Annotated in this window: 26 protein-coding genes; 9 read left to right on the forward strand and 17 right to left on the reverse strand. The window is 67.3% G+C overall.

Annotated features, from left to right (window positions below; translation table 11 throughout):
- Window position 1 precedes the first annotated feature (1 nt).
- Genes ilvG through OU998_RS14445 form a run of 3 tightly spaced genes read right to left on the reverse strand, consistent with a single transcriptional unit; the run spans window position 2 to window position 4,505 of the window.
- A complete protein-coding gene (gene ilvG, locus OU998_RS14435; protein ID WP_267514353.1) occupies window positions 2-1,714 on the reverse strand; it encodes an acetolactate synthase 2 catalytic subunit in 1,713 nt (570 codons plus the stop codon).
- 19 nt (window positions 1,715-1,733) lie between these two features.
- Window positions 1,734-2,747, reverse strand: a complete 1,014-nt coding sequence (gene ilvC, locus OU998_RS14440; RefSeq protein ID WP_267514354.1) for a ketol-acid reductoisomerase — start codon at window positions 2,745-2,747, stop codon at window positions 1,734-1,736.
- A gap of 6 nt (window positions 2,748-2,753) precedes the next feature.
- Window positions 2,754-4,505, reverse strand: coding sequence for a dihydroxy-acid dehydratase (locus OU998_RS14445; RefSeq protein WP_267514355.1), 1,752 nt, complete (start codon window positions 4,503-4,505; stop codon window positions 2,754-2,756).
- A gap of 493 nt (window positions 4,506-4,998) precedes the next feature.
- On the opposite strand from OU998_RS14445, the gene gap reads away from it, so the two are divergent.
- The 3 genes from gap (at window position 4,999) to fba (ending at window position 8,899) form a co-directional block, all read left to right on the forward strand.
- Entirely contained in the window at window positions 4,999-6,006 is a 1,008-nt protein-coding gene (gene gap / locus OU998_RS14450) for a type I glyceraldehyde-3-phosphate dehydrogenase (protein WP_267514356.1), read from the forward strand.
- Window positions 6,007-6,172: 166 nt separating this feature from the next.
- Window positions 6,173-7,369 carry a phosphoglycerate kinase gene (locus OU998_RS14455; protein WP_267514357.1) on the forward strand — a complete coding sequence of 399 codons (1,197 nt, stop codon included), beginning with the start codon at window positions 6,173-6,175 and terminating at the stop codon, window positions 7,367-7,369.
- A 444-nt stretch (window positions 7,370-7,813) separates the two neighbouring features.
- Window positions 7,814-8,899 carry a class II fructose-bisphosphate aldolase gene (gene fba, locus OU998_RS14460; protein WP_267514358.1) on the forward strand — a complete coding sequence of 362 codons (1,086 nt, stop codon included), beginning with the start codon at window positions 7,814-7,816 and terminating at the stop codon, window positions 8,897-8,899.
- A gap of 4 nt (window positions 8,900-8,903) precedes the next feature.
- Here the strand turns inward: fba and OU998_RS14465 are convergent, their stop codons facing one another.
- Entirely contained in the window at window positions 8,904-9,542 is a 639-nt protein-coding gene (locus OU998_RS14465) for a DUF2799 domain-containing protein (RefSeq protein ID WP_267514359.1), read from the reverse strand.
- Window positions 9,543-9,623: 81 nt separating this feature from the next.
- On the opposite strand from OU998_RS14465, the gene OU998_RS14470 reads away from it, so the two are divergent.
- The 5 genes from OU998_RS14470 (at window position 9,624) to rpoH (ending at window position 12,841) form a co-directional block, all read left to right on the forward strand.
- Window positions 9,624-10,643, forward strand: a complete 1,020-nt coding sequence (locus OU998_RS14470) for an RluA family pseudouridine synthase (RefSeq protein WP_267514360.1) — start codon at window positions 9,624-9,626, stop codon at window positions 10,641-10,643.
- An 8-nt stretch (window positions 10,644-10,651) separates the two neighbouring features.
- Entirely contained in the window at window positions 10,652-10,957 is a 306-nt protein-coding gene (locus tag OU998_RS14475; protein WP_267514361.1) for a GNAT family N-acetyltransferase, read from the forward strand.
- Window positions 10,958-11,060: 103 nt separating this feature from the next.
- On the forward strand, window positions 11,061-11,381 hold the full coding sequence (locus tag OU998_RS14480; protein ID WP_267514362.1) for a hypothetical protein: 321 nt from the start codon (window positions 11,061-11,063) through the stop codon (window positions 11,379-11,381).
- Window positions 11,382-11,429: 48 nt separating this feature from the next.
- Entirely contained in the window at window positions 11,430-11,726 is a 297-nt protein-coding gene (locus tag OU998_RS14485; protein WP_267514363.1) for a hypothetical protein, read from the forward strand.
- A 227-nt stretch (window positions 11,727-11,953) separates the two neighbouring features.
- Window positions 11,954-12,841, forward strand: a complete 888-nt coding sequence (gene rpoH, locus OU998_RS14490) for an RNA polymerase sigma factor RpoH (protein WP_267514364.1) — start codon at window positions 11,954-11,956, stop codon at window positions 12,839-12,841.
- Between the two features lie 46 nt (window positions 12,842-12,887).
- On the opposite strand, the gene OU998_RS14495 is transcribed toward rpoH, so the two are convergent.
- From OU998_RS14495 to OU998_RS14535, 9 genes are all read right to left on the reverse strand, one after another.
- Window positions 12,888-13,697: a response regulator gene (locus tag OU998_RS14495; protein WP_267514365.1), complete on the reverse strand. Its 810-nt coding sequence runs from the start codon at window positions 13,695-13,697 to the stop codon at window positions 12,888-12,890.
- 76 nt (window positions 13,698-13,773) lie between these two features.
- Entirely contained in the window at window positions 13,774-15,069 is a 1,296-nt protein-coding gene (locus OU998_RS14500; RefSeq protein WP_267514366.1) for an adenylosuccinate synthase, read from the reverse strand.
- A gap of 60 nt (window positions 15,070-15,129) precedes the next feature.
- On the reverse strand, window positions 15,130-15,765 hold the full coding sequence (locus OU998_RS14505; protein WP_267514367.1) for an NYN domain-containing protein: 636 nt from the start codon (window positions 15,763-15,765) through the stop codon (window positions 15,130-15,132).
- 129 nt (window positions 15,766-15,894) lie between these two features.
- Window positions 15,895-17,049 carry a phosphoserine transaminase gene (locus OU998_RS14510; protein ID WP_267514368.1) on the reverse strand — a complete coding sequence of 385 codons (1,155 nt, stop codon included), beginning with the start codon at window positions 17,047-17,049 and terminating at the stop codon, window positions 15,895-15,897.
- A 41-nt stretch (window positions 17,050-17,090) separates the two neighbouring features.
- A complete protein-coding gene (locus OU998_RS14515; protein ID WP_267514369.1) occupies window positions 17,091-18,002 on the reverse strand; it encodes a DnaJ C-terminal domain-containing protein in 912 nt (303 codons plus the stop codon).
- 89 nt (window positions 18,003-18,091) lie between these two features.
- Complete coding sequence (locus OU998_RS14520) at window positions 18,092-21,787, reverse strand: baseplate multidomain protein megatron (protein WP_267514370.1); 3,696 nt, start codon at window positions 21,785-21,787, stop codon at window positions 18,092-18,094.
- Window positions 21,788-21,797: 10 nt separating this feature from the next.
- A complete protein-coding gene (locus OU998_RS14525; protein ID WP_267514371.1) occupies window positions 21,798-22,304 on the reverse strand; it encodes an NlpC/P60 family protein in 507 nt (168 codons plus the stop codon).
- Between the two features lie 8 nt (window positions 22,305-22,312).
- Window positions 22,313-22,960, reverse strand: coding sequence for a baseplate hub protein (locus tag OU998_RS14530; RefSeq protein WP_267514372.1), 648 nt, complete (start codon window positions 22,958-22,960; stop codon window positions 22,313-22,315).
- Between the two features lie 2 nt (window positions 22,961-22,962).
- Window positions 22,963-23,574 carry a DUF2460 domain-containing protein gene (locus OU998_RS14535; protein WP_267514373.1) on the reverse strand — a complete coding sequence of 204 codons (612 nt, stop codon included), beginning with the start codon at window positions 23,572-23,574 and terminating at the stop codon, window positions 22,963-22,965.
- Between the two features lie 97 nt (window positions 23,575-23,671).
- On the opposite strand from OU998_RS14535, the gene OU998_RS14540 reads away from it, so the two are divergent.
- Window positions 23,672-24,376 (forward strand): DUF805 domain-containing protein, encoded by a 705-nt coding sequence (locus tag OU998_RS14540; RefSeq protein WP_267514374.1) that lies wholly within the window; start codon window positions 23,672-23,674, stop codon window positions 24,374-24,376.
- A 158-nt stretch (window positions 24,377-24,534) separates the two neighbouring features.
- On the opposite strand, the gene OU998_RS14545 is transcribed toward OU998_RS14540, so the two are convergent.
- The 4 genes from OU998_RS14545 to OU998_RS14560 form a co-directional block, all read right to left on the reverse strand.
- Complete coding sequence (locus tag OU998_RS14545) at window positions 24,535-25,065, reverse strand: phage tail tape measure protein (RefSeq protein WP_267514375.1); 531 nt, start codon at window positions 25,063-25,065, stop codon at window positions 24,535-24,537.
- Window positions 25,055-25,243, reverse strand: a complete 189-nt coding sequence (locus OU998_RS14550) for a phage tail assembly chaperone (protein WP_324287967.1) — start codon at window positions 25,241-25,243, stop codon at window positions 25,055-25,057. Before OU998_RS14550 ends, OU998_RS14545 begins: the two co-directional genes overlap by 11 nt.
- A complete protein-coding gene (locus OU998_RS14555) occupies window positions 25,240-25,449 on the reverse strand; it encodes a gene transfer agent family protein (protein WP_420709756.1) in 210 nt (69 codons plus the stop codon). The genes OU998_RS14550 and OU998_RS14555 overlap by 4 nt, the downstream gene beginning before the upstream one ends.
- A 122-nt stretch (window positions 25,450-25,571) precedes the next feature.
- Window positions 25,572-25,982, reverse strand: coding sequence for a phage major tail protein, TP901-1 family (locus tag OU998_RS14560; protein ID WP_267514376.1), 411 nt, complete (start codon window positions 25,980-25,982; stop codon window positions 25,572-25,574).
- Window positions 25,983-26,002 lie beyond the last annotated feature (20 nt).

Here is a 26,002-nt window from a genome sequence, read left to right on the forward strand (position 1 = left end):
CTCAGGAGCCCTCCATCATTTCGGCGTTGCTCTTGCCCGGCGGAACCAGCGGCCAGACATTGTCTCGGGAATCGATGACCACATGGGCCAGGCAGGGACCGTCGGCGGCCAGCAGGCGCTGGATGCCGTCGGACACCTGATCGCGGCGATCGATACGGAAGGCCTCGATGCCAAAGGCCTCGGCCACCTTCACGAAGTCCGGATTGTCGGACAGGTCGATCTCGGAATAGTTCTCGGCGAAGAACAGCTCCTGCCACTGGCGCACCAGGCCCAGGGAGGAGTTGTCGATCAGCACGATCTTCAGCGGGATGCCGTAACGCTTCAGCGTCGCCAGCTCCTGGATGTTCATCATGAAGCCGCCGTCGCCGGCGATGGTCACGACCGTCGCCGACGGATCGGCCAGTTTGGCGCCGATGCCGGCGGGCAGGCCGAAGCCCATGGCGCCCAGGCCGCCCGAGGTGATGTGGGCCTCGGGCCGCGAGAAGCGACAGTGCATGGCCGCCCACATCTGATGCTGGCCCACGTCGCAGGCGGCGACGAAATCATCGCCCGCCGCTTCGGACACTTCCTTCAGCAGGGCCGGGGCATAGACGCCCTCGCCCGGCGCATCATAGCGATAGGCGTGGGTCGCGGAGGCCTCGGCGCAGTCGACAACCCACGGCTGGATGTCCAGGGCCGGGCCGCCGGCCATCCGCGCCGTCAGGGCCTCGACCCCGTCCTTCAACTCGCCGACGACGGCGACATTGGCCGCCCGCAGCTTGCCGACTTCCGAGGCGTCGATGTCGAAATGAATGATACGGGCGTTGGGCGCGAACTCGGCCAGCTTGCCCGTCGCACGGTCGTCGAAACGGGCGCCGACGACGATCAGCAGATCGCTGTCCTGCACCGCATGATTGGCGGCGCGCGTCCCGTGCATGCCCAGCATGCCCAGCATGCCCGGCGCGTCGGTCGGGATGGTGCCCAGGGCGTTCAGGGTCGAGACCTGGGGGATGCCGGTGGCGGCGACGAAGGCGCGCAGGGCCTCGGTCGCACGGCCGATCTTCACCCCGCCGCCGATATAGACCAGCGGCTTCTTGGCGGCGCGGATCGCGGCCTCGGCGGCGGCGATGGCGTCGTGGTCGATGCGCGGCGTCTCGTTGGGGATATGGAAGCCGTAGTCGTCGCTGGTCGTGGCGAACTGCACGTCCTTGGGCAGATCGACCAGAACCGGCCCCGGACGGCCCGAGGCCGCGATATGGAAGGCTTCTTCGATGGCCGCCGGAACATCGGCGGCCGCGCGGACCAGGATCGAGTGTTTCACGATCGGCAGGGTGACGCCCAGGATGTCGATCTCCTGGAAGGCGTCGGTGCCCATCAGCCCCTGCGCCACATTGCCGGTGATGCAGACCATGGGCACCGAATCCATCATCGCATTGGCGATGCCGGTGATCAGATTGGTGGCGCCGGGGCCGGAGGTGGCCATACAGACCCCGACCTTGCCGCTCTTCCTGGCATAGGCGTCGGCGGCGAAGGCCGCGCCCTGTTCGTGGCGGACCAGGATATGCTTCAGCTTGGATCCGGCCAGGGCGTCATAGACCGGCATGATGGCGCCGCCCGGATAACCGAACACCACCTCCACGCCCAGCCGCTCCAGGGTGGAGACCAGCAGGCGCGCCCCCGATTGAGGGGCGGCCTCGGCTGAGGATTTGAAGGCGGCGGCGGTCATCAGGGTCATCCGGTCTTTACGCTTGGGCTCAGGCCGCTTCGGACTTGGGCGTGTTCAGCCAGGCCATCCGCTCGCGCAGACGGGCGCCGACCTGTTCGATCTGGCTTTCGCGGTCCGCCTTCAGCCAGGCTTCGTACTGCGGCTTGCCGGCCTCGTTCTCGGCGATCCAGTTGCGCGCGAAGGTTCCGTCCTGAATCTCTTCCAGGATGGTCTTCATGCGGGCCTTGGTCTCTTCGTTGACGACGCGCGGACCGCTGGCGACGGCGCCGTACTTGGCCGTCTCAGAGATGAAGTGGTGCATCTTCGAGATGCCGCCCTCGTAGAACAGATCCACGATCAGCTTCAGCTCGTGCAGGCATTCGAAATAGGCGATCTCGGGCTGGTAGCCGGCCTCGACCAGGGTGTTGAACCCTTGAATGACCAGTTCCTTAGCGCCGCCGCACAGGACGGCCTGTTCGCCGAACAGATCGGTCTCGGTCTCTTCACGGAAGGTGGTTTCCAGCAGGCCGCCGGTCGCGCCGCCATTGCCCTTGGCGTAGCCCATGGCCCGGTCGCGGGCCTTGCCGGTCACGTCCTTCTCGATGGCGAACAGCGAGGGCACGCCGCGACCGCGCTGGAACTCGCGACGGACCAGGTCGCCCGGGCCCTTGGGCGCGACCAGGATGACGTCCATGTCGGGGCGCGGGGTGATGCGCTCGTAGATGATCGAGAAGCCGTGGGCGAACAGCAGGGCCGAGCCCTCCTTGGCGTTCGGCTCGATGATGTCGCGATAGACCTCGCCCTGGACCATGTCCGGGGTCAGGATGGCGATGATGTCGGCGCCCTTGACGGCCTCGGCCGGCTCGGCGGTCGGCACGCCGTCCTCGGTGGCGTGTTTCCAGCCCGTGCCGCCGTGACGGACGCCGGCGACCACGTCATGGCCGCTGTCCTTCAGGTTCTGCGCATGGGCGCGACCCTGCGAGCCATAGCCGATGATGGCGATGCGCTGACCGGCGATGGCGCCCGGCTTGATGTCTTCGTTGGTGTAGATGGTGATGGCCATGAGAATTCAGGCGTCCTGAGCAGCAGTGGATTTGTGAGACGCCTGGCCAAAATCGGGAATTTGGGCCGGCGGCGGGTTGGGGATGGTGACGGCGCCCTGGGCCGCCGAGGCGACCGAGGCGCGGTACTTGGCAAAGACACCTCGCGCCGGGCGGACTACGTGGGGCGTAAAGCCCGCCCGGCGCGTCGCCAGATCGACATTGACGTCGATACGGCGGTTGGTGACGTCAATGGTGATGCGGTCACCATCGCGAATGAGAGCGATCGGGCCGCCGACGGCGGCTTCCGGGGAGACATGGCCGGCGACGAAGCCGTAGCTGGCGCCCGAGAACCGGCCGTCGGTCAGCAGGGCGACATTGTCGATCTTGCGCCCCTTCAGGGCGGCGGTGACCTGCAGCATTTCGCGCATGCCGGGGCCGCCTTTAGGCCCTTCGTAGCGGATGATGATGACGTCGCCTTCGCCGACCGAACCGTCCTGAACGGCGTGGAAGGCGTCTTCCTCGCTGTCGAAGACGCAGGCCGGACCCTCGAACTTATCGACCTTGTGGCCCGTCAGCTTGATGACCGCGCCTTCCGGGGCGACGTCGCCATAGATGACGGCGAAGCTGCCACGCTCCATGACCGGGGCTTCAAAGCTGGTCACCACCACCTGGCCGGGCGTCTCCTCGGCCTCGGCGGCCTCGGCGAACAGGCTGCGGCCGGTGACGGTCGGGGTGTTCACGATCTTGCCGGCCTCGGCCATGCGTTGCGTGACCAGGCGGGTGCCGCCGGCGGCGAACAGGTGCGAGGCCAGGAAACGGCCGCCCGGCTTCAGATCGCAGATGACCGGCGCCTCGACACAGGCCTGGTGGCAGTCCTCGACCCCAAAATCGACGCCGGCTTCCGCTGCGATGGCGGTCAGGTGCATGACGGCGTTGGTCGACCCGCCCGAGGCCGAGACGGCGACGGCGGCGTTCTTCAGGCTGGCGCGGGTGATGTATTTGCGGGCCGTGTCGCCGGCGAAGACCCGCTCGACGATCAGTCGGCCGCAGCGCTCGCCCTCGGCCGCCTTGTTCGGATCGACGGCCGGCACGTCATTGGCGCCCATGGGCGAGATGCCCATGACCGACAGGGCCATAGCCATGGTGTTGGCCGTGAACTGGCCGCCGCAGGCCCCGGCGCCGGGGCAGACGGCTTGCTCGACCGCCTTCAGACCGGCGTCGTCCAGCGCTCCGGCCGAATGAGCGCCGATAGCCTCGAACACCTCCTGGACCGAGACCTCCTTGGTCCCGATCACGCCAGGCATGATGGTCCCGCCGTAGTAGACCAGGCCGGGGATATCCATCCGCGCCAGGGCCATGGCCGCCGCCGGGATGGTCTTATCGCAGCCGACGATGCAGACCACGCCGTCCAGCTGGTGACCCTCGATGGCCAGTTCGATGGAGTCGGCGACGACCTCGCGGCTGATCAGCGAGGCCTTCATGCCCGCCGTGCCCATCGAGATGCCGTCCGTGACGACGATGGTGTTGAAGTCGACCGGATAGCCGCCCGCCGCGATGATGCCGGCGCGCACGTCCTTGGCCAGCCGGTCCAGGTGCATGTTGCACGGGGTGACCGTCGACCAGGTGTTGACGATGCCGACCATCGGCTTGTCGAAATCGGCGTCCTGCATGCCGGCGGCGCGCAGATACGAACGGGCTGCGGCCCGGTTCGGGCCAGCCGTCACCGCCGCGCTGCGCGCGTTGGGCTTTCTGGGCTCTGAGGTAGAATCTTGCGTCATCGGTCCGGTTCTTTTTGAACCGCCAAGCACTAAAAACCCCGCTTCCTTTCGGGAGCGGGGTGGTGCGAGGCGATCCTGAGTGTGTCTAGTTCAGGTCGCGTGCATCCACGCCGCTTGCGTAAGCAGGCCGAGGAGTACGAGGAGAATGAGGAATACAGGGCGTTCCAGGCCGATCGGCACGCGAACGGCCGCGACCGCCTTTGCGGTGCATCCCTTCATCATGTCGCGCGTCATTGTGGCCACGGGGGCTCCCTGTTCTGACGCCAAGAAACCATACCGGCCGGAGTCGCACAACCCCTGTCGCAAAAATTTTGCTCAAAGAGGCCAAAGCCGCCTCAAGAAAGGTGTTTCTTGCCGGAAACGATCAAACCGAGCCTGGAAGGTAACGCTTGCTCACTCCTTGTTAGGGGTCTGGGGCGGCGGCGGGGTTGAAACCGGGCCGCGACAGTTCCATTGAGACGCCCAACACCATAATCGTTCAGAGGAGCCTCCCATGACCGTTCGCGTCGCCATCAATGGTTTCGGCCGTATCGGCCGTCTCGTCCTTCGCTCGATCATCGAGCACGGCCGCACGGACATCGAAGTGGTGGCGATCAACGATCTGGGCCCAGTCGAGACCAACGCCCACCTGTTCCGCTATGACTCGGTGCACGGCCGCTTCCCCGGCACGGTGACCTCGGGCGAAGACTGGATCGACGTCGGCACGGGCAAGATCAAGGTCACGGCCGAGCGTGATCCGGCCAACCTGCCCCACGCTGAACTGAAGGTGGACATCGCCTTCGAATGCACCGGCATCTTCACTTCGAAGGACAAGGCCAGCGCCCACCTGAAGGCCGGCGCCAAGCGCGTCCTGGTCTCGGCCCCCGCCGACGGCGCCGACAAGACCATCGTCTACAAGGTCAACCACGAGACCCTGACCGCCGACGACATCGTGGTGTCGAACGGTTCGTGCACCACCAACGCCCTGGCCCCGGTGGCCAAGGTGCTGAACGACCTGTTCGGCATCGAGCGCGGCTATATGACCACCATCCACTCCTACACCGGCGACCAGCCGACGCTGGATACGATGCACAAGGATCTGTACCGCGCCCGCGCCGCCGCCCTGTCGATGATCCCGACCTCGACCGGCGCCGCCAAGGCCCTGGGCCTGGTTCTGCCGGAACTGAAGGGCAAGCTGGACGGTTCGTCGATCCGCGTGCCGACCCCGAACGTCTCGGTCGTCGATCTGAAGGTCGTCTCCGGCCGCGACACCTCGGTGGACGAGATCAACGCCGCGCTTCAGGCCGCCGCCGACGGCCCGATGAAGGGCGTCCTGTTCACGACGACCGAGCCGCTGGTCTCCAGCGACCTGAACCACATCGCCGCCTCCTCCACCGCCGCCCTGCCCCAGACCCAGGTCATCGACGGCAAGCTGGCGCGTGTCCTCAGCTGGTACGACAACGAATGGGGCTTCGCGACCCGCATGGCCGACACGGCCCTGGTGATGGCGAAGTTCCTTTAAACCGCAGCGTCTCCTCCCCACACCGTGGGGAGGGGGACCACGGAGTGGTGGAGGGGCTCTCTCCGCCGCACCGAACCTGGGGCCAGAGCCCCTCCGTCACGGCGCAAGAGGCGCCGCGCCACCTCCCCATCGCTTCGCGATAGGGAGGAGACAGGGAAACGACAGTATGACCTTCCGCACCCTCGACGACGCTCACGACCTCGCCGGCAAGACGGCCCTGGTCCGCGTGGACTTCAACGTCCCGATGGAGGGCGGCAAGGTCACGGACGACACCCGACTGCGGGTCGCCCTGCCGACGATCCAGCGCCTGCGCGACGCCGGCGCCAAGGTCGTGCTGCTGGCCCATTTCGACCGGCCCAAGGGCCAGCGCGTCCCGTCGATGAGCCTGAAGCCGGTGGTCCAGCCGCTGGAGGAACTGCTCGGCGCGCCCGTCCGCTTCGCCGACGACTGCATCGGCCCGGACGCCGTGGACGCCATCCGCGACCTGGACGCCGGCGGCGTGGTCCTGCTGGAAAATGTGCGCTTCCATGCGGCGGAAGAGGCCAATGATCCGGTCTTCGCCCAGAAGCTGGCCGACCTGGGCGACCTCTATGTCAATGACGCCTTCTCGGCGGCGCACCGCGCCCACGCCTCGACCGAAGGCATCGCGCACCACATCCCCGCCTATGCCGGCGAGTCCATGCGCCGCGAACTGGACGCCCTGGACGCCGCCCTGGGCAATCCGCAGAAGCCGGTCATCGGCATCGTCGGCGGCGCCAAGGTCTCGACCAAGCTGGACCTGCTGAAGAACCTGGTCGGCAAGCTGGACCGGCTGGCCATCGGCGGCGGCATGGCCAACACCTTCCTGTTCGCCCAGGGCATCGACATCGGCGGCTCGCTGGCTGAACGCGACATGGCCGACACGGCCCGCGAGATCATGGCCGAGGCCGAGGCGCGGGGTTGTGCGCTGCTGCTGCCGGTCGATTTCGTGGTGGCGACGGAGGTCAAGCCGGGCGCCGCATCACGGCCCGTGGTCGCCGGCGCCGCCCTGTCGGCCGACGACAAGATCCTGGACGCCGGCCCCGCCACGGTCGCCCGCCTTCTGGAGGCCCTGACGGCGTCCAAGACCCTGATCTGGAACGGCCCCCTGGGCGTGTTCGAGATTCCGCCCTTCGACGCCGCGACCGTGGCCGTGGCCCGCCATGCGGCGGCTCTGGCCAAGGCCGGGGTGCTGGTCGCCGTCGGCGGCGGCGGCGACACGGTCTCGGCCCTGAACCACGCAGGCGTCTCGGACGACATGACCTTCGTCTCCACCGCCGGCGGCGCCTTCCTGGAATGGATGGAGGGCAAGCCCCTGCCGGGCGTCGAGGCCCTTAGGGTTTAACCGTCGGCGCCCGCGCCGCGCCGTGCTGCCCGGGATAGGGATTGTCGCAAGACCCAGAAGCCGCTTGCGGATCCCTACAGGCCGGCACATCGCAGCGTGAGGATTGTCGGCACGTGCCCTCCAGGGCACTTGCCATAGACCCCGCCCAATCTATTTTTGGCGGGGTCGCACATGCGCTCAGCCCTGCCGATACAGCGACGATCAAAAACGTACGCATCGTTCAATTCCAACGTGTAAACCACGCCGACGATCTCACGCCTCAGTTGCTTGCACAACCGTCCTGATGGTGATCCACGGGATTTGCACACGCGGAGGCGCAGCGGCATCGCGCCCCCGACTTCGTAATATCCCAGGAAGGCGGTTGTTACACGGCGTGACTTTGTTGCGCCGCAACGCTAGTCTCTCGCCCAATCACAAAAGACTTTCGGCTCAGGAGATTTCATCATGGCGCGCATCACGCTGCGACAGCTGCTCGACCACGCGGCAGAGAACGACTACGCCCTGCCCGCCTACAACATCAACAATATGGAACAGGGTCTGGCGATCATGGAGGCGGCCCACGAGGTCAACGCCCCCGTCATCATCCAGGCCTCGCGCGGCGCCCGCAACTACGCCAACGACATCGTCCTGGCCAAGCTGATCGACGCCCTGGCCGAACTCTATCCCGACATCCCGGTCTGTATGCACCAGGACCACGGCAACGGCCCGGCCACCTGCGCCACCGCCATCCAGTACGGCTTCACCTCGGTGATGATGGACGGCTCGCTGGAAGAGGACGCCAAGACCCCCGCCTCCTACGAATACAATGTGGAGGTCACGCGCCGCGTCACCGAAATGGCCCACGCCTGCGGCGTCTCGGTCGAGGGCGAGCTGGGCGTTCTGGGCTCGCTTGAAACCGGCATGGGCGAGGCCGAAGACGGCCACGGCTTCGAGGGCAAGCTGGACCATTCACAGCTGCTGACCGACCCGGATCAGGCCGTCGACTTCGTCGCCGCCACCAAGGTCGACGCCCTGGCCATCGCCATGGGCACCAGCCACGGCGCCTACAAGTTCAGCAAGAAGCCGGACGGCGACATCCTGGCCATGAATGTGATCGAGGACATCCACCGCCGCCTGCCCAACACCCACCTGGTGATGCACGGCAGCTCGTCGGTGCCGCAAGATCTGCAAGACATCATCAACCAGTACGGCGGCGAAATGCCCCAGACCTGGGGCGTGCCGGTCGAGGAAATCCAGCGCGGCATCCGCCACGGCGTGCGCAAGGTCAATATCGACACCGACAACCGTATGGCCATCACCGGCGCCATCCGTAAGGCGTTGATGGAAAACCCGCGCGAGTTCGATCCGCGCGCCTATCTGAAGCCCGCCAAGGCGGCGATGAAGAAGCTCTGCTTGGAGCGGTATCAGCAGTTCGGCTGCGAAGGTCAGGCGTCGCGCATCCGCCCCCTGTCCACCGCCCAGATGGCCCACCGCTACGCCTCGGGCGATCTGGATCCGTCCTTCCGGGGCGCGGCCGTCAAGGCCGCCTGACCGATCAGAACACCGGGTAGCGGCCGCTCAGTTCGCCCCGCACCTGGCGCAGGTCCCATTCGGCGCGATCCAGCGCGTCGCGCGCCTCTCGGGCGTTGCGACGCGCGTCGCGGATTTCCCCGCGTACTTCGTCGATCCGGTCGCGGATTCGCTGCTTCTGTTCGTCCGTCAGGCCGTCCTGGCGAAGTTCGCGCTGCTTGGCGTCCAGCTTTTCCTCGCGATCCTCGATACGGGACTCGGCGCTGCTTAGCGCGCTTTCGGCGTTCTCGACCGCCGCCTCGACCTCATGCAGCCTGCGCCCGTCATTATAGGCGGGCAGGAACTCCGCCTCCTCTTCGGGTCGGCAGACTCCGTAGTAGCTATTGCCCGCACGCCCTTCGACCCAGCCCCGCTGGAAGGTGCAGTAGCTTCTCAGCCCGTCCTCGCGCGCCGATCCATAGGCGGCCGGATTGGGCGACACCTGATATTTCTCACAAGCCTTGGCGTGGTCGTCCAGCCGACTCATCGGATAGCCCGCCGTTCCGTCGGCATAGCCTTTTTCACCCCAGGCGCCGGCCAGGCATTCATCCTTGCTCATGGTCGTGCAACTGCCCAGCAGCGCCGCTGCGGCGATCCCGCCGCCCGTGATCAGAAAATGCTTCATCAGTATCCCCTACGCCCCAAGGGTCACTATCAAACGGTGACGGGTCCTCGCGCAAGCCGCGCGTCGTGCTAATGAGCGCCGGTGTCCGACCCAGGTATGATCGACGAAGAAGACCTGCCCCTCCCGCTCTCTGCGGCCGAGGTGTTGGAGGCCCATGTCGACGCGCCCGGAGTTCGGCTGGACAAGGCCCTGGCCGAAGCCTTCCCAACCCTGTCGCGCGCCCGCCTTCAGGCCCTGCTGGCCGAAGGCGCTGTCAGCCGCGACGGGCTGATCCTGACCGCCGGCTCCGCCAAGGCCCAGCCCGGCCTCTATGTCGTCGCCCTGCCGCCCGTCGCTCCCGCCACGCCCCAGCCCGAAGCCATCCCCCTGACCGTCCTCTACGAAGACGCGGATCTGATCGTCATCGACAAGCCCGCCGGCATGGCCGCCCACCCGGCGCCCGGCTGCGAGACCGGCACCCTGGTCAACGCCCTGCTGGCCCACTGCGGCGACAGTCTGTCGGGCATCGGCGGCGTCGCCCGCCCCGGCATCGTCCATCGCCTAGACAAGGACACCTCGGGCGTCATGGTCGCCGCCAAGACCGACCGCGCCCATCAGGGCCTTTCCGCCCTGTTCGCCACCCACGACATCGAACGGACCTATATCGCCCTGACGCGCGGAATGCCGATTCCACGACAAGGTCGCATCGAAACCCAGATCGGTCGCTCATATGGCGATCGAAAGAAGATGGCTGTGCTTACGTCCGGCGGGCGCCACGCCGTTACAGACTATAGGACCGAAAAGGTGTTCGGGCTGCCTTCGAAGCCAGGCGGCCCGCCGCCCGCCGCCCGCGTAGCCTGCACGCTCCACACCGGCCGGACCCACCAGATCCGAGTCCACCTGTCGTCCAAGGGTTCCCCCATCCTCGGCGACGCGACCTATGGCTCGGGCAGCCCCGCTGCGGCGGTCCGCACCGCCGTCGCCGAGGCCGGCCTGACCCGCCAGGCCCTGCACGCAGCTGTCCTAGGCTTCGTCCATCCAGTCACCGGGGAAACCCTGCGCTTCGAGACCGCGCCGCCCGCTGATATGGTGCAGCTCGAAACCCTGCTGTCCGACCTCTGAGGCTCGCCATGCTCGGCCCTGAAATTCACGACAAGGTCGAGCTCAACCGTTACGAACGGCCCGTCGATGGCGAGGTGGCGGTCGTCACCTACAACCTGTCTCCGCCGAACCTGATGATCACCGAAACTTTGGCGCCGCAACGGCTCGAGGGGCAAGGCATCGCCAGCCGACTGGCGAAGCATGTCCTCGCCGATGCCCGGGCGCGAGACCTTTTGATACTGCCGGTCTGCCCCTTTTTCTCGGCCTATCTCAACAAGCACCCTGAGTACGCGGACGTCGTGCATCCCACCTATCGGGGACTTCTGGGAATCTGACGAGGGGTCGCCGAATTCTCCAACGATCACATTCGCTCACCGAAGGGTTGTCACCACACCCGCCAGTGACATAGCGTCAGTAGATAAACAGGAGCTCCAGGCCATGATCATTTTCGTCGTTGCGATCGCTCTTTACAGCCAAGCCGCAAGCCTGCCGCTTCCGGCCACATCCTCGGCGCCGTCGGCTCAACCCACCGCGCCACGGGTTGTCGAAGTCGCGACCGCCGACACAAACGGAAGCGAGGCGGAAGAACGCCGGGCCGGGCGCCGTCTGATCTGCCGCAACGAGCCGGTCGTCGGATCGCGGTTTCCGGTTCGGCGTTGCCGGCCTGCTGATCTGACTCCGGAAGAGCGCGCGCTCGCCGCCGATCAGTTGCGCCGACAGCAAAGCCAAAACATGAGAGCAGACGGAAGTCAGCTTTGAGCAGAAAACGAACTTAAATAACACCATTGTACAAAGGGATTTCACGCCATGATCATTATCGCATTCGCTCTTGCGCTCTCCGGTCAGACGACGACGCCGCCCCTTCCAACCGACTCATCTGCCGTTCCGATTCAAACTGCCGAAGCCACCACGGCCACCCCCTCGAACGGAACGGCGGCGGAAGAACGCCGGGCCGGACGGCCTTTGGTCTGTCGGAACGAGCCGGTCGTCGGATCGCGTTTTCCGGTTCGGCGTTGCCGGCCTGCTGATCTGACTCCGGAAGAGCGCGCGCTCGCCGCTGACCAACTGCGCCGCCAACAAATCGGCACCCTGAATGGAAGCTGATCGCCGACCGGCCAAGACGCGCGTCTTGAATAGCAACTGACTAGGTTCTATATCAGACACCAGCCGGCACGAGTGGCGCCGGGGCCACGGTCACGCTTTCGTGTGACCCCCCGCCTCTAAAAACGGCGGCAACCTATCGCTACTTCAACGGTTGAGGGGTGAGACGTCGGTGCACACGCCGTGGCCGACGACGAAGAACCCGCTCGTTTGACGGTCGGAGGGACCATATGGCTGCCAATAGTACGCTCGCGGTGATGTCGCCTGAACAAGGCTTGTCGCGTTATCTGACGGAAATCCGCAAGTTTCCGATGCTGACCAAGGACGAGGAGTTCATGCTCGCCAAACGTTGGTCGGAGCACCAGGACCCCGAAGCCGCCCACCGTCTCGTAACCTCGCACCTTCGTCTCGTGGCCAAGATCGCCATGGGGTATCGCGGCTACGGCCTGCCGATCGGCGAAGTGATTTCCGAGGGCAATGTCGGCCTGATGCAGGCCGTCAAGAAGTTCGACCCGGACAAGGGTTTCCGACTGGCGACCTACGCCATGTGGTGGATTCGCGCGTCGATCCAGGAATACATCCTGCGCAGCTGGTCGCTCGTGAAGATGGGCACCACGGCGGCGCAGAAGAAGCTGTTCTTCAACCTGCGCAAGGCCAAGAGCCAGATCTCGGCCTTCGAGGAAGGCGATCTGCACCCTGAACACCTCGCCGCCATCGCCACCAAACTGGGCGTCAGTGAGGAAGAGGTCACCAACATGAACCGCCGCCTCGGCGGCGACGCCTCGCTGAACGCACCTCTGCGCGCTGACGGTGAAAGCGAGTGGCAGGACTGGCTGGCCGACGACACGGCCGTGTCCCAGGAAACCCAACTCGCCGAAGACGAGGAAAAGGGCATCCGTATGAGCCTGCTTCAAGAGGCCATGGAGGAGCTGACAGATCGGGAGAAGCACATTCTGACCGAGCGCCGCCTTAAGGACGACCCGGTCACCCTGGAAGAGCTCGCCGGCGAATACGGCGTGTCCCGCGAGCGCGTTCGTCAGATCGAGGTCCGCGCCTTTGAAAAGCTACAGAAGGCCATGCGCGCCGCCGCTGAAGAGCGCAATCTGGTGGATGCGTGATTTGACCCTGGGGGTCGCCTGACGGCGGCCCTCCGGCGTCAGAAAATCAGGACGCCCGCGCCATCTCTGCGGCGGGCGTCATGCGCGCCGTCGCCAGGATCTCTTCGATCGGCCGTGTCAGTCCGGCCTTGGTCACTGCGCCCGACCCCATGAGGGCTTCAAGCCCACCGGCTGCGATCGCCAACTTGGCGTCGCCGGCCTTGACCGCCAAGGTCTTCAAAGTCTGCGCCTGCTGTTGGATGGCGCGCACCGCTTGGGCCGGATCCTGATCGAATTGCGATATGGCGGCAGCCAGAATACGGATCGCTTGGTCCTTGACGTCGATCTTGCCGGCTGCTGCTGAGCCGTCCGCCCGGCGTTTGCGCGCTCCGGAATATTCGCCCGAGTTGAAGCGGCGCCGGTCCGGGCCGACATAGCCGACAGCCTCGACCCAGGGGCGTGATTTCAAAGCGACGTTCTCGACCCGTTTGAACAGATCGCCGATCGTATAGGGCTTGCGCAGAAACTCATGCACGCCGGCGTCGCGCGCGCCCTTGATGGCGGCGGCGGTGGCCTCGTTCGTGATCATGATTATGGGCGCCGTGCGGCAGGCCATGTTCGACCGCCGTATCCGTCGCGCCAGGGCCTCGCCGCTCAGCGCCTCGCCCGCGTGTTCCGTAAAGATGATTCCCGGCTCGACGTCGCGCAGCAATTCCAGCGCGCTTTCCTCGTTGACAGCGACATAGACCTCGCGCGCGCCCAGGCCCTTCATGACGTCGGACAGAAGTCGCGCGGCGGCGACATTCGGTTCAACGATCACGACCCTGCGCACGGCGGGCTCAATGCGGCTCAAGGTTCTGGCGTCGGCGGTGAACAAGGGCTTCTGCTCCGGTTTCAGCCGAAACCTTACGCAGTGCTGGTTAAGGCCCGTTGAATCGAAGCGCCTTTTCGTCTCACCCTTGGAAAGGATCGCGCATCAGGATGGTGTCGTCCCGCTCCGGGCTGGTCGAAAGCAGGGCCACCGGCGCGCCGATCAGCTCCTCAATCCGACGCACATATTTGATCGCATTGGCGTTGATATCCTTAAAGCTGCGAACGCCGGCGGTGCTCTCGCTCCAGCCTTCCAGCTCTTCGAACACCGGTTCGGCCGCCGCCTGGGCTTTCAGGCTGGACGGCAGATAGTCCAGCACCTGACCATCGACCTTATAGCCGATGCAGATCTTCAGCGTCTTCAACCCATCCAACACGTCCAGCTTCGTCAGGGCGATTCCGTCGATGCCGTTGATCGCCACCGACTGGCGCACCAGCACGGCGTCGAACCAGCCGCAGCGACGCGCCCGGCCGGTATTGACCCCGACTTCGCGGCCGACCGTCGCCAGATGCCGGCCGACTTCGTCGTCCAGCTCACAGGCGAACGGACCCTCGCCGACGCGGGTCGTATAGGCCTTGACGATCCCCAGCACATAGCCGACGCCCCGCGGTCCGATCCCGGATCCTGCTGCGGCCTGCCCCGCCACGGTGTTTGAGCTGGTGACATAGGGATAGGTGCCGTGGTCCACGTCCAGGAAGGCGCCCTGCGCCCCCTCGAACAGCACCCGCTTGCCGTCCTTCTGCGCCTGATCCAGCACCCGCCAGGCCGGCTTCACATAGGGCAGGATCTTCGGCGCGATCTCCAGCAGCGACGCCAACAGCGCCTCGGGATCGATAGGCTCCAGCCCCAGGCCCGCGCGCAGCGGATCGTGGTGCGAACGCAGACGCTCAATCTTGACCTTCAGGTCGTCTTCATTGGCCAGGTCGCACACCCGAATGGCGCGCCGACCGACCTTGTCCTCGTAGGCCGGACCGATGCCGCGACCGGTCGTGCCGATCTTGGCGCCCGGCGCGCTGGCCGCCGCCTCGCGCGCCACGTCCAGCGCAGGGTGGATCGGCAGGATCAGGCAGGCGTTATCTGCGATGGTCAGGATGTCGGGGCTGATGGCCACGCCCTGGGCCGCGATCTTCTCGATCTCGCCCACCAGGTGCCAGGGATCCACGACCACGCCATTGCCGATGATCGACGGCTTGCCCTGGACCACGCCGCTGGGCAGCAGGGCCAGTTTGTAGACCTTGCCGTCCACGACCAGCGTATGGCCCGCATTGTGCCCGCCCTGGAACCGCACGACCATGTCGGCGCGGTTGGACAGCCAGTCCACGATCTTGCCCTTGCCCTCGTCGCCCCACTGGGCGCCGACCACCGCTACGTTCGCCAAAGTCCGTACTCCGCTAGAATGCGGGCGCAGCCTATAGCGGGAGAATCGTCCGGTGTCCCATCAGGCCGAGGGCTTTTTGGGTCGATAGTCGCGCTTATCGATACAAGCGTCGTACATCGCCCGGTCGATCTTGATCCAGTCGGTCTTGTTTATGCCTCGCCATCCCTTTGTCGCCGGGCTGAAAGGATAGGCAGAAGCTACCTTGATCCAACGATCTTGCTGGCTGGCGAGGAGCCTGATCTCTGACGCCACCTCTGCCAAATCCTGATCGCGGCAGAACAGCAGCGCTACGTCATATTCATCGCGATGCGCCATTTGAATGACGTCCAATGCAATCCTGACGTCGATACCCTTCTCGTCGCCATCCAGAAACGTATGGATCGACCCGTCCGGCAGTTTCACCTGCTTGTTCCGATAACGAAGGGGTCTGGTGCAGATATAAGCACCTTCACGACCCATTTGCGCTCCCTTGGCCGTCCAGAAGTGATGCCAGAACGGGTTGTCTGCGGCGTCGGGAACCCCGGTATAAAATCGCACTCCCTCGACCTGCCAGCCTTGAGCTGCACAGATCGCCTTCGCCAAAGCGACGGGATCGAAGTTCGGAAATGGATAGCCAAACGCGGCTTTTGCGCTGTGAAACAGGTTCTGGCCGTCAAAGAAGGCGACGGCTCTGATTGCCTGGGGAATATGGACCATACCGCGAGAGTTGCAGAACTTGGACCCAAAAATCAATAACCCCGCCGGAGGCCCCTTTCGAGGCGTGTCCAGCGGGGAAGAAGTAATAACCGCTATATGGCGCGCTTAATCTGGATATTCAACTTCAGTTTAAATAATCCCCACCGCCGTCTCGAACGCCCACTCCAGCCAAGGCGTCGCATCGACCACATCGGCGACCTCGACCGTGCAACCGCACCACAGCCTCAGTCCCGGCGGCGCATTGCGGTGCGGCTCCATGTCGAACACGGCCGCCTCGCCCTCCAGCAACGCCTTGAACCGCATCACGAAGGCCTTCTGCGCCTTGGCGTCCAGGGCCGCGATGCGCGGGTCGGTGAACTTCAGACACACCGAGGTGGTCGAGCGGATCTCGGGCCGTTCGGGCAAGAAATCGATCCAGTCGGTCCGCGCCACCCATTCGGCCAGGGCGGCGTAGTTCGCGTCCGTCCGCCGGATGAGTTCGCTCAAGCCCCCGATCCCTTGCGCCCACTCCAGGGCGTCGATCCAGTCCTCGATGGTCAGGATCGAGAAGGTGTTGATCGCCACCCCCTGCCCCAAGGCCCGGTCGAACCCCTTGCCGTCCGTCAGCCGCAGCAGCTTGGGAATGGCCCGATCCGGCCGATACGTATCCAGCCGCGCCACCGCGCGCGGCGACAGGGCCATCACGCCGATGCCCGCCTCCCCGCCCAGCGCCTTCTGGAAGCTGAAGGTCACGACATCCAGCTTGTCCCACGGCAGCGGCATGGCGAAGGCGGCCGAGGTGGCGTCGCAGATGGCCAACCCCTCGCGGTCATCTGCGATCCAGTCGGCGTCCGGCACGCGCACGCCCGAGGTCGTGCCGTTCCAAGGAAACACCACGTCCTTGGACCAGTCGGCCCGGCTCAGGTCCGGCAGTTGGCCCCAGGGCGCCGTCAGCGCCTCCGGCTCCAGCCCCAGATGATCCTTCACATCCGCCAGCCATGTCAGGCCGAAATTCTCGAACGCCACCACCTGCACCGGCCGCGCCCCCAGCATCCCCCACAGGGCCGCCTCGACCGCCCCGGTGTCCGAGCCCGGCGTATAGAGCAGCACATGGCTCTCGGGGACCTCCAGCACCGCCCGCGTCAGCCGCAAGCCGTGCGCGAACCGCTCCACCACCTCCGGCGCGCGGATGCCGCGCCCCAGCAGATCCTGCGGCAGACCGGCTAGGCTGTACCCCGGCCGCTTGGCGGTCGGCCCGGCCGAAAACCACGGCCGCGCCGGCTTCACATCAGGCTTTGCGATCATGATTCCATCTCCTCGGCGCTACTGCGCGGCTTGAGCGCCGTTTAGCGTCCCGGCGTATAGGGCCGCTTGGCGCGCCAGTCCTCGGCGAATTTTACCAGGGCCGCATCCGGCTCGTCCGGCAGGGTCACAACCAGCCGCGCCAGCAGATCGCCCCGCCGTCCTTGTGCGAAGGCGCCCCGCCCCTTCAACCGCAGCAGCTTGCCTGAGTTGGATCCGGCCGGAATCGTCATCTGCACCGCGCCCTCGGGCGTCGGCACCCGCACCTTGGCGCCCAGCACCGCATCGGGCACCGACACCGGCAGGTCCATGGTCAGGTCCGCCCCGTCGCGCTTGTAGATCGGATGCGGCTCGATCTTCAGCTCAATCAGGGCGTCGCCGTTCTCGGCCCCGCGTCCTGGCGATCCCTGGCCGCGCAGGCGAATGGTCTGGCCATCGGCCGCCCCCTTGGGAATGGTCACATCCAGTGTGCGCCCATCCGAGAACTGGATTCGCTTGGTCGCCCCGGCGATGGCGTCTTCCAGACTGATGTCCAGCGTCGCCTTCACGTCCTGTCCGCGCGCGGTGAAGTCTCGCGCCCCGCGCTGACGGCCGCCCCCGCCGAACATGCCGAACAGGTCGTCCAGATCGACGCCGTCAAAATTGCCCCGGCCGCCCGGCCCGCCGCCAGTCGCGCCTCCGAACGGACTGCCGCCGGTCCGCGCGCCGCCGCCGAAACCGCGATATTGTTCGTTGCCGTCGTTATCCAGCTGACCGGCGTCGTACTTGGCCCGCTTCTCGGCGTCGCCCAGGATGTCGAAGGCCGCCGTCACCCGCTTGAACTTGTCCTCGGTGATCTTGTCGCCGGGATTCTTGTCGGGGTGCAGTTCCTTGGCCAGTTTGCGGAACGCCTTCTTGACCTCGTCCGCGCTCGCGCCCTTCGAAACGCCCAGTTCCTTATAGGGATCGCCTGCCACGTGCGTTGCCGCTCCAACTGAAAACACCGAGAGGCCGTCAGTTAAGCCATGGCCTCGCCCCCGCAAAGGGCCGGACCCGGCATATTTGCTCAAACCAGCCCGATTTCCGCCTCGACGCCCCAACCGAACCCATCGCCCCACTGCGAGACGCCGATCCGCGCCATCGGGCTCGCCCCGCCCGGAAAGTCCGCCTCTAAGTCCAGTGCGGAATACAGAACCGTCGTCCCCCCGACCTCCATCGTCCGCACGACCGTCGCCTCGCCGTCGATCACCCGCACCCGGAACCGCAAAGGATCGACCGCCGTCGGCTCGCCATCCCAGCCGTCCCCATACAGCCGCACACGCGGCGTCCATCGCACCGTCAGTCCATCGCTTCCGCCCTCGACCGCCAGTCCGGCTGGAGACCAGGGCCGCGCGTAAAGCCCCTGCAGGGTGAAACCGACCTCGCTGAACCCCGCCCCGCCCGGCGCCGACCCCGCCGGACCGACGCGACAGACCAGCGGCAATCCCCGCTCGTTGCGCCCGATCTCCGCCCGCGCCGGCCGATCGTCCAGGAACACCACGATCGACCCGGCCCTCGCCCCCGCCCGCATCTCGACCTCGGTCCCCTGCTGCCCGCGCAACAGACCCGTCAGCCGCCAGGTCTCCGGCCCGACCAGTACGGCGGACCGATATTGCACCACCTCCCACCCCGCCGCCGTCTCGACCGCAAGCGCATTGGCGCCGCCCAGCACCGCCGCCTCGACTGCGCTCTGAGGCGACGCCCCTTCGATACGAACAACGATCGCGCTGACCTCGTCCCAGCGATGGCGCACGCCGGCGCCCAGCTCATCCATCAGGACCCCAACCGTCGCCGGCGCTTCCATGTCCGCCCGCGCCGTCAGGGTCTCGACCGAGGCCCCGGCATACAATCGCATCGCTCGCCACGGCTCCGCCGCCGCCGCAACGACCGGCCGCCGGTCTTCCTCCCCGCCCATCAGGGGCGGCAGGTCCATCACCAGTGCGAAGGGCGCCCCGACCAGGGAAGGCGTCTCGCCTCCACCTACGCCGACCTGGTCCTCGTACGTCCGCCTTCCCCCGACCGGCTCCAGCACGGCGGACGGCGTCTCGTCGGCCATGACCCGCATCACCCGCCAATCGCCGCCCCGCCCCTCCAATTGCAGAACGTCGCCCGGCTCAAACTGCAAGGCTTCCAGCGGCCCCAGCGCAAGGGTGACCGTCTCAGCCCTCGCCGCATCCAGCGCCCGCTCCGCCGCCGCCCGCGCCAGACCGTCGCCGCACGCCAGCGGTAGGTCCATATCCACCCCTCCGCCGGTCGCCGCAGTATCGGCGTCCTCCGCCCGCACCGTCACGGCGCCCGTCTGATAGTCGGCCGTCTCGTCGATGAACCGCACCCGCGCCTCGCCGGGCCGCATCTCCAGCCCGCGCGTGACCGTCTCCGCAGCGCCCTGATCCGCCAGGGCCAGGGCCTCCCGCGCCAGATCGGCGCAGATCGGTGTCCGGCCCAGCACCGCCACCCGTCCGTTCCGCTCGGACGCCACCGCATCGAACGCGGCGAGTAAGGGCTCCAGCGCATCCCGGGTTCGCATCGGCCGGTCAATGACATAGCCCGCCGCCGCCCCTTCGACGCCCTCGACGGACATCTCGTCCACCGCCAGGCCGCCGCGCGTCAGCACTGCCTCGATCAGGTCGCGCCCATCTCCAGCCAAGCGTCCGTTCAGCCAGTGCCCGGCGCGCCACGCCTGCGCATCCGCCCAGACATCGCCCCGCGCGGGAAAGGCCGGATAGGGCCGCGCGTCCCAGCACCAGGCGTCCGCTCCCTCCAGCATCCGCCCGCCATAGACCGCCGACACGGGATTGTTCTCAGGTCTGCCATAGTGACCCAGCACCGCCTCCAGAGCCGCCCGCTGCACCGCGTCGTCTCGCACCCCGGTTGATCCCGGCGGCAGGCTGCTCTCGCGGCTCTTGGGGTCCTGGAACAGATTGGGCGCATTGCCGCCTCGGTTCACCGCCGCACAGCCGAACTCCGACAGCCGCACCGGCTTCATCCCCGGAAGCCAGGCCGTCGGCGTCGCTCTCCGCACCCCGCCCGGCCGGTCATAATGAAGGCTGGACCACCAGGATTTCAGATCCTTGGGCCGGAAGACCCAGTCCTCGCCATGCGCCGTATCGACGATAGGCGTCCGCACCTGCGCCGCCCGATCCACCTCATTCGCATAGTACCAGTCGAACCCGTCCCCGCCCGCGACGCCCGCCGCCAGATAGGCCGGATCAGCCGCGCCGTCGAACACGGCCGCATCCACACCGCCGTCGCCTTCGCGCCAGTCGGTCAGCGGCGGGTACCAGTCGATCGATACGTGGTCGATGTTCGGATCAGCCCATAACGGATCGAGGTGAAACACCACCTCGCCACCCGTCTGCCGCCCGAAATATTCGCTCCAGTCGGCGGCATAGGACAGCTGCACCTCCGGCCCCGCCACCGCCCGACATTCCGCCGCCAGGGCCCGGAACTGCGCCACCGCCGGAAAGCTCCCGGCGGCACCCCGGGTCCAGGTCACGCCCCGCATCTCTGAGCCGATCAACAGGCCGCCCGCCCCCTCCTCGGCCGCGATCCGGGCATAGTGCAGCGCCATCCGCCGCAGACCCCAATCCTCGGCCCCACCGAACAGGGCCGCAATCTCTGCCGTAGCCCCCGCCCCATCCACGCCAGCCACCCGTCCGCGCCACGGATAGCCGGGGCAGTCCATGAAGACGAACGGATACAGCGTCACCTCCAGCCCCCGCGCCTTCAGTTCAGCGATCGCCTGCCGAACGCTCTCATCCGACGGCGTCCCGCCATAAGCCGGGGCGCCGTCCACGCGAGTGACCTCATAGGCCTCCTCACGCCGCACCCCCGCCACCGACCAGACCAGCGGTTCAGTCGGCTTGTCGCGCCGCTCCACGCCCGGCCGAACCCGGCAATGTCCCGCCCGCAGATCATCCCCGAACCATCCCACCACCAGACTGACCCGTCTCAGGTTCGGCAACTGCGCCTGCAGCTGGTCCAGCGACACGACCAGGTCCGCCCGCCCCTCGCCGTTGTGGACGTTCTCGACCGTCGTCCGCGTCAGCCCCTCGCGCCGCACCACCGCCTGCGTCGCCAGGGCGAACTCTCCCGCGCCGGGGATCAGACACACCCCTTCCAGCAAATCCTCCAGCCGCGCCTCCCGCCCTCGCGGCCGACGAAACACTTCGAAGCTCAGCTGCGGAACCCGATCCCCGAACGGCCCCAGCGGCAGGTCCTCGAACACCACATAGGCCGTGCCGCGATAGGCCGGCGCATTTCCCTCGACGGCCTCGATAAGGGGGTCCGGCGTCTGGTCCTCTCCCCCGCGATAGACCCGCATCGCCACGCCGCTCAGGTCCATCAGCCGGCCGTCGGCCCAGACCCGGCCGATCCCGTCGATCTCCCCCTCGCACAGGGCCACAGCGAAGCTCAGCGAATAGACATAGTCGACCGTCGTCGGCCCGCCCTTGCCCGCCTGCCCCTTGTTCCTGCTCTCCAGGAACCGCGCGGCCCAGATCACCTGCCCCGTCACCCGCGCCCGTCCCAAGACACAGGCCATCGGCGACCCTTCCGCCGTCCCCTGCACATTCAAGGCGTCCAGCCTCGGCCCGACCTGCCGCGCCGGCGACAAGGATCCGACCACCCGATTGTCGATCGCCCGCCCGATCGTCGCCCCGATTACCCGCCCGACCGCCCCCCCGACCGACTGCCCCACCGCGCTCAGTACGACTTGCGCCATCTACGCCTCCTCAAACCCGACAAATCCTCCCCCCCTTGGGGGAGGTGGCGCGGCGCTTCTTCAGCGCCGTGACGGAGGGGGCCAGGGCGTCCACCTCCCAGGGGAACCGGAACACGGCGACCAGCCTTCGCCGCCACCACGTCCCCATCCAGCTCTCAACCACCGCCCGTCCCCAATAGGCGTGGATCATCCTCGGCTCCGGCTCTCCGCTGTCGCTCAGGATGGCGCAGTGTTTCGCCGCCGCGCCCGTCGACATGCGGAACACCAGCACGTCGCCCGCTTGCATGTCCGCGACCGGCACAGGCTTCAGCCACCGTCCCGCCGCCTCCAGCAGGGTCTCGCGTCCGCCGGTCTCGGCCCAGTCCGCCGAATAGGCCGGCGGCGCCTCAGGCTCCGCGCCGACCACCTCTCGCCACACCCCGCGCACCAGTCCCAGACAATCCGCCCCCACGCCCTTCACGCTGGCCTGATGCCTGTACGGCGTGCCCAGCCAGGAACGCGCCGAGGCGACGATCATCCGCCCCCTCACCGCCGGCTTCCGCCATCGTTCCGCGCGCTCCCCGCCGGGTAGGCCATCAGGAAATCATCGCCCGGCACGTCCGCGAACCCTCGAAAATTCACGCCATTGCCGAACGTACCGACGCAGGTTTCCCACCGCTTGTCGCAGCCCCGTCCCGTCGTATCCGCGACCCGGCAGCGCTCATCCCCCAGCCGCGCATCGCACATCCGCCCATAGGTCCGCCCGACCACCCGCTCCAGCGTCGCCAGAGGCCCTTCCAGATCGGCCAGGAACCGCCCCTCTTCGCGACGTATCCGCGCCAGGGTCCCGGCCCACAGCCGCACCTTCAGGCCCGGCTCCGACCAGTCCACCCGCCATAGCTCCACCGCCGCCCCGTCAAACCGCCCCGCCGCCACATCCGCCTCGGTGATCGCCGCATCGTCCAGCACCCCCGAAGCAGACGCCGCGCCCGCCGCCAAACCCACCGCGCTCTCGGCCGCCCCGGCGGTCCAGCCGCTCCCCGCCCGGCAGACCACCCCGTCCACCACCAGGTCGCGGTCATGATCCGTGAACCCGGTCACGCACCCGTCGGCCCGCTCCAGCCGCCAGACATGGCACAGCGGCGCCGCCCCGCTCTCGATGCGGGCGGCCATTTCCTCCGGTACGTCTCTCATGATCAGACCCGAACCTCGATCAACGGAACCGCCGCCATCCGCCCCGCGTCGAAACTCTCCAGCGTCGTCTCGATCCGGTCCGTGTCGAACCGCACGGGCGTGTCGAACAGGAAGCCCGCCGTCACCCCCACCCCCGCCCCCGGCGCGATCATCAGGGTCACTTCCCCAGTCGTCGCGTCCACCGCAAAGCTCGAAGTCTCGACGCCGCCGACCGCGACCCGAACCGATCCCTGGACCGGCTTCGTGATCGGCCGTTCCACGTCGCCGTAGGCCTTGCTCAGCTGGAACGCCGTCCGCTCCCCGTCCCCGACGCCCAGCCCCTGGTCCGTCGCCGAGACCGTCTCGCTGGGCGCGCACGACTTGAAGTCCGCAAAATCCTTGAACCGGAAGCCGTACAGCCGCCCCCGCCGCGCCTCAAAGAAGGCGATCAGCTCGGCCATATCGTCCAGCGACCTCAGATTCGCCCCGATCAGAAACCGTCGCCGCCCCAGGGCCCACGGTGTCGATCGTCGCTCAAACCCGGACGCCAGGGTGGCGATCTCCGTCCGCCGCTCCACCCCGCCCGTCGAACCGAAGGCCAGCCGTACGGGCAGGCGCGCCTCGTGGAAGTCCATCCTAACCTGTCCTCTGTTTTACTTGTTCGCAATGCGCCGGTCGTCCATGCTCGCCCCATCGCGGTCGCAACGGCCGTATCGAGACGGGAGCGAAGACTTGCGCGGCGAAATCCTCAGCTATGACACCACGGCCGGAACCGGTTTAATCAGCGGCGACGACGGCGTGCGCTACAGCTTCGTCTCATCGGGACTTCAGTCGCCGGCCGTTCCCGCCGCCGGCGTGCGCGTCGATTTCGTGCCCGAAGGCGAAGAGGCGACCCAGATCCTGATCCTAGCCGGCGCCCCCTCGACGGTCGGCGTCGCCGGCGGCCTGGCGGCTTCGAGCGACAATCCCGTCGCCGGACTCGACTGGCAAAAGCTTCTGTTCGCATTCGAGGGTCGAACGCGCCGCAGCCATTTCTGGATCGGCTGGCTGATCCTGCTGGGCGTCGGCGTCGTCGCCGGCTGGCTGCCGATTATAGGCAGCCTGATCTCCCTCGCCCTGATCTGGCCCAACCTCGCGATCTCGGTGAAACGTCTGCACGACATGGGCAAGACGGGCTGGTTGATCGCCATTCCCTGGGCCTCGTCGGTCGTCTTCTTCATCGTTGGCTTCGTCATGGTGGTCATGGCCGCCGTCGCCAACGGCATGACCGACTACGACTTTGACGAGGACCCCGCCGCCATGCTGGCTCTGATCGGCCCCGGCATTATCGCCTTCCTTCTCTCCGCCGTCGTTCCCCTGATCTTCCTGCTGTGGATCGGCCTGGTCGACAGCCAAAAGGGCGACAACCGCTACGGCCCCAACTCCAAGGGCGAATGATCCGAACGGGGGGTGAGCGAGAAGTCGGGTGAGCAAGGCGTGAAGAGTGAGCAAGGGGTGAGCTAAGGCCGACCACCATCTCACCTCCATCTCCCCTTCAGCTCACCTCTCGCTCACTCCCTTCTCACTTTTCACTCGCCACTCGCCACTCAAAAACCCTACATCCGCCGCGCCCCCAGACTGACAGCCCGCGCCAGCATCTGGGCGATCTGGGCCTCGGAGCGCAGCAGGGCCGGCGCCCCGCCGTCCACCGCCACATTGACCGTCACCCCGCCGCTCGCCGACGGCCCGATCTCGCCGCCGGTCGCCGGCCGAAACACCTCCGGCCCGCGCTCCCCGACCAGATAGGCGGCGCCGCCCATCACCGGTCCGCCGTCGGCCCGCGCCCCGCCAAAGCTCGACATCGCCGCCTGGATCGCCGCGCTCAGTCCGTTGCCCGATCCGCCCGATCCCGCCGCCGCATTGACCGCGTTCAGCACCGCCTTCGCCAGCTCGCCCAGCGACACCTCCCCGTCCGCCGCCGCCCGCGCCAGCGACCGGGTCAAACTGTCGCCCGCTCGCCCGAACGCCGCTTCAATGGCGTTGGCCGCATCCTCCGCCGGACCTTTCAGCGCCTCCAGCGCCGCCCCCGCCTCGGCCGCCTTCAGCGGCAGATCATCGACCGCCTTCCGCCCGAACTCATCCGCCATCCGGCCAGTCCTCCATCAGTTTCGCCAAGCCCGCCCGCCCCATCCGCGGCGACGCGCGAGGCGCCTCGGTCAGCATCCGCCATTCCTTCAGCGACAGCCGCCAGAAGGCCTCCGGGGCGATCCCCATCCGCATCGCCGCCCGCAACATCTCGCCCCACGACGTCCGCCCGGCGCTCACCGCGCCGCCGCCTCAAACGCCGCCGCCACCGCCACCGCCGCCTCGCGCGGATCGACCCCGGCCACATCCACCGCCTCCCCGCCTCCGCGCAGCACCGCCCCCAGCACCACCATCAGATCTCGCGCCGACAAGGCCTTCATCCGCTCCGCCGCCGCCGCCAGCCCCTCGACCCCCAAGCCGGTTTCGATCTCCGCCAGGGCTCCCAAGGTCAGACACACCCTTCGCCGCACCCCGCCCAGCACCACTCCCGCTTCCCCGCGCGGGCCAATCTCCCCTCCTTGGGGGGAGAGGGCCGCCCTTCGGCCCGAGGGGGGCCAGTCCCCGCCGCTCATGTCGCCGAAAACCCGATCTCGCCCGCGCTGGCCAGGCTCAGCGCAAAGGTCGCCTCCCCCTCGTGCTCGCCGGCGTACTCCAGCGCCGCCACCAGAAAGGCCCCCTCCAGCACGCCGAAGTCCGGCACCACCAGCCGCCACCGTTTCGCCGCCTGGTCGAAGAAGGCCTCCCGCACCAAGGCGTCCGACGCCGCGTCGCGGAAGATCCCCTGCCCCGACACCGCCGCCGACTTGACCCCGGCCCCCGCCAGCAACTCGCGCCACCGCCCGGCGCTGTCGCCGTCGGTCGCATCCACCGTCCGCGCGTTGAGCGAAATCGTCCGCGCCCTCAGCCCCGCCACCGTCGTGAACACGCCCGGCGCGCCCTCGATCTTCAGCAGCATGTCCTTGCCCGCCTGTGCGGTCATCTTCGTCCTCGCTTTGCTTG

Origin of the sequence: Brevundimonas sp. SL130, assembly GCF_026625805.1 — a bacterium.
Taxonomy (GTDB): domain Bacteria; phylum Pseudomonadota; class Alphaproteobacteria; order Caulobacterales; family Caulobacteraceae; genus Brevundimonas.